General features: G+C 24.6%; 1 protein-coding gene. It reads right to left on the bottom strand.

Going from position 1 to position 4126, the window contains the following annotated elements:
* Nucleotides 1-189 precede the first annotated feature (189 nt).
* The gene (locus AABL87_RS17590; RefSeq protein WP_341277690.1) at nt 190-3708 is read right to left on the bottom strand and encodes an SIR2 family protein; all 3519 of its coding nucleotides are present in this window, start codon (nt 3706-3708) and stop codon (nt 190-192) included.
* Nucleotides 3709-4126 lie beyond the last annotated feature (418 nt).

The raw sequence follows: 4126 nt of genomic DNA, 5'->3' as shown, positions 1-4126 counted from the left end.
ATAATGTAGAAGAATAATTAGATCTCACAAGATGTACTTGCTCGGGTGCATACATAAGTTTGATTTTAATGAAAAGCTTATACCTCCTTAAAAGCTGCTTTTAAGGAGATTATTTGTTGCTTATAATATTTGTGTTTTCTACATCTAAAAATAGAGTTTTGAGACATTTAATACTTTTACCCACTAGTTTTACATTTCTTTTTCAAATTTAGATTTCCAATATTCATTATGTTTGAAGACATACTCTTCCAAACCTTCTATCGAATAAAAAGAGTATACAAAATCATATTCAATTTTATTCTCCATTGTGTTAAATAAATGATAAATATATTGATAATGAAATTGTTTACTTTTAGCTAGTCCTTCTTTTTTCTTTTCAATAAATTCAATTTCATCATATTCTTTTAGGAAAAGTGAATAGTAATATAATGCTTCTAAATAATAATATTTAATATGACAAAGGTTTTTTAGGGCCTTTTTGAAATAGTCTTTCTTTTTTTCATCATTATTCGAATTAAATGCCAACATTAATTCTTTTAAGCCTTTTGTGTAAGGGTTTGTAACAACTAACTTATCAATAGTTGTTTTATCTAGTTTTTCAATTTTTGATAAAGTATATGTTGATTGCATTATTTCTAAATGTTCATCCATATATAATGAATCAATATATTTTTTAAGTTTTTCTGAATCACAGTTATTATGCATTAACTCATATTCGAAATAATAAAAACCGTCTTTCTTTCTTGCTATATTTTCAGGTATACCTAAATAGAAAAAGTCGGCATCAGAAAAATATTTTATAAAATTGTCATTTTTGATAAATGATTCTATTCTAGTAAGAGTGTGTCCTTCCATACTATGAATGGAACTAATAATGGATTTATATCTTTGTTCAGTATAATCTTCTTTTTCAAAAATTCTGTTTCCCATTTCTGAAACTGTAAGTAAATTTGATAATTTTTCATATGAATTATCAAATTCAAAATGGAAGTATTCTGTATAAAGTGCTAAAACTTTTATAAGAATATCAGCATTGGGTATATCAGAAAAATATTCCCTAACTTGATATAATCTGTTTAAATATTCAGTCACTTCTTTTTTGCTTATAAATTGGTCTCCTACAGCATAAATGAAATTCAATAAATATTTTTTTTCTATTCCAGAACTATCTTTATCAATTGCAATATCAGGAATATAGGATAAAACGTTTAAAAGATTATTTTTAAAAAAACTAGATAATCTTAATGATTCAGACTTTGTTTTTTTCTTCTCTACAAATTCAATTAATTCTAGTATAAAACAGTTATAGTTATAGGCATCTAAACAGAATTTTTCCTTTTTTTCTTGTGATATTTTAGAAAACTTGAAATTTGAAAATCTTCTTATTATAGGCTGAAGTTGTAACGTGCCATTGTAATCTTCAACTAAGGATTTATCCCTAAGAGTTCGTAAATCTTTATCACTGATGCTTATTTTTGAAGTGCTTTTATTAAAGCATTTCTTAAAGTTAGATAAACTTATTCCATCTGGAAATAGGCTTAATAATTGAAATGCTATTTTTTCTTTATCACTTAATGTACAATAGGAATAGTTTATTGATTGATATATTGATCTTGTTCTTTCAATATTTAAATCAGCATTATCCTTAAATACAGTAGTAAAGTCTTCATTTGTAGACTCAAAAAAATGACTCTTCAGTTGTGCCTTTAATTCTGAAAGGTGTTTGAATTTAGTCCTTGAATTAGTTACAAGCTTGATTGCAAGAGGATTATTGTTTAGTAAATCTTCTAATATTTCAAATCTCAATATTTTAATTTCTTCCTCATTTTTGATTAAACCGTAGTTTTCTTGAAAAAGAATTAATGCATCATCAGTAATAAGCGGCGTTAATGAATAAACATCTTCGAAATCTTCATTCTTATTTATTGTTTCTCTTGAAGTAATTACAATACTTGCATAGTCCGTTACGAACCTTAATAATTCATTTACTTTATTTAATTCGTCATTAGTTAAAGAATTTTTAACTGTTTCAAAATTATCTAGTATTATCAATAAATCTAATTTATTTTGACTATAATTTTGAATCAAATACTCTTTAAATTCAATAATATTATGTAGATTAAATCCTTCTATTAATATTTCTTCAAGCCCTTCAAAATCTTTTATATTTTCACAAGATTTAAAATTAACACCAGCTGTATAGTAACCTCTATTATAAAGTTCATAAGCACATTTTTTTATTAAGGTTGTTTTTCCAGTACCTCCCGAAGCTTTTACATTAAGTAATTTATTCGATTTAATTATATTTATCAGTCTTGTAACAATTATAGATTGCTCTTCAACACGCCCAACTACGCTGGTTAATGATTTTTTACCAATATCTAAGTCTCGATCATTTCCATAAATTGATTTAAATGTAGCATAGCCATTTTTAAAAGCTTGAAATTCTAACTTATCGAGATTTATCATAATCTCATTCTCCTGATAATTTAGATCTAAATTTCTTAATGTCTTATAAATGAATTTTTTAATTATCGAATTTTTGAAACTATAAATAAAAATTGAAGGATTGCTAATGTTTTGATTAATAATGCCATCAGTTATAAAAACTATTGGAATTTTATCATTTGGAATATTTTCGCAAATCTCATTAACAGATACTAATTTACTTTGCAGATTATCTTCTTCAATGTATATGTTGGATTTATATGATTTAGATATAATAATAATGATATCAATATCTTCAAGACTCAATAGAGTTTTAATGTTTAGATAACCAGTATAAATAGTACTGTCTAACGAATTAAAATTATTAATTACTTGATTAATTTCATTGCCTATTTTTAAGTCAATTGGATTAGGAGAAAGGATTGCTATTTTTTGTATACTCTTATTTACAATAATTTCTTTATTTGCAATAATAGAATTGTTTTTTTCTTGTATTTTGTATTTTAAACAATCTTCAATGTAAGTATTAATTTCATTGTATTCAGTAATAGCGATTGTTTTAAGAAAATTAAATTTTTCAAACTTGTTAGGTTCTTTTGTAATGATAAAATGTTTGTTATTATTTCCAAATGCTTTATCAAGGCTATTAAAGATTAAGTTTATATCAGGATCATTAAAACTAAACCCTAAAAAAAGTAAAGTTTTCTCTGAGAAAATAGTTTTTAATTTTTCAATAGCACCATTGTTAGAATTATAAAGTTTTTCATAATCATCTTCAAAAATTATACAATTTGAAGGTTCATTATAGCTACCATGAAGCTTAAATATATAAGGTTTATTGTTCTTTCCAATTTCACTTATATTAAATTGGTCGGTATAAATTGATGGTGAAATTGAATTATTTGCTGCACATTCGAAAGCATTATCATAATTAGTTGTAATCACTTGTTCTGTTAATTCAATAATTTTTTTATGTAAATCAAAATTATTGCTTGGTGCAACATTAAAATTTTCTTTAATGTATGATTTTATTATAGTATGTTCAGACTTAATTAATTCTAAAGCGTTAATTGGTTGCATAACCCCCATATTTAAAACGGGTATAAGTGTATCGAATTCTTTTTTATCAATTTCATTAATAACTTCCTCAACGAGTTTGTTCCAACTAGGTAAATTAAAGTTACTTGAAAGGCCTGAACCTGCAAAAATTACTAAGTTATTTTGAAGGATAGCATCTTTTATTTTTTGTTCTATTTTCATGAGATTTATAAGCTTACAGATAACATTTTTATTTCAAGAAATGATAAGCGATTTAGTTTTCTAAACTAACACCTATATGATTATTTAATTATATTTTATACTACTATATTTCTTTTCTATATATCTAAGATTTATTTTGGTTATAAAACTAATTAAACAACATTTATTTTTTAAACATAGTGAAAATTTCTCTAATGATATTACGGAAATCCGTAAACCCCTCAATATTTTGAGTGTAGCTATTTTATATAGCAGAAAACAAGGACTTCGGAGTAGTTCTTCACTCCTTTGTAAGAGGAAATCATTTTATAAGTTTTATTTGAGCACCTTAAAGCATAACTAGTTGTTATTTTTGAAGTAAACCGGATCAACGTTAAAAGTTGGGGAGGAAAGTGTAAAATAATATCTTTGTGCTATG

The organism is Myroides sp. C4067, from assembly GCF_038039665.1.
Lineage (GTDB): Bacteria > Bacteroidota > Bacteroidia > Flavobacteriales > Flavobacteriaceae > Flavobacterium > Flavobacterium odoratimimum.
Note: the sequence above shows the minus strand (reverse complement) of the source record. Positions and strands in the feature narration are given on the sequence as shown.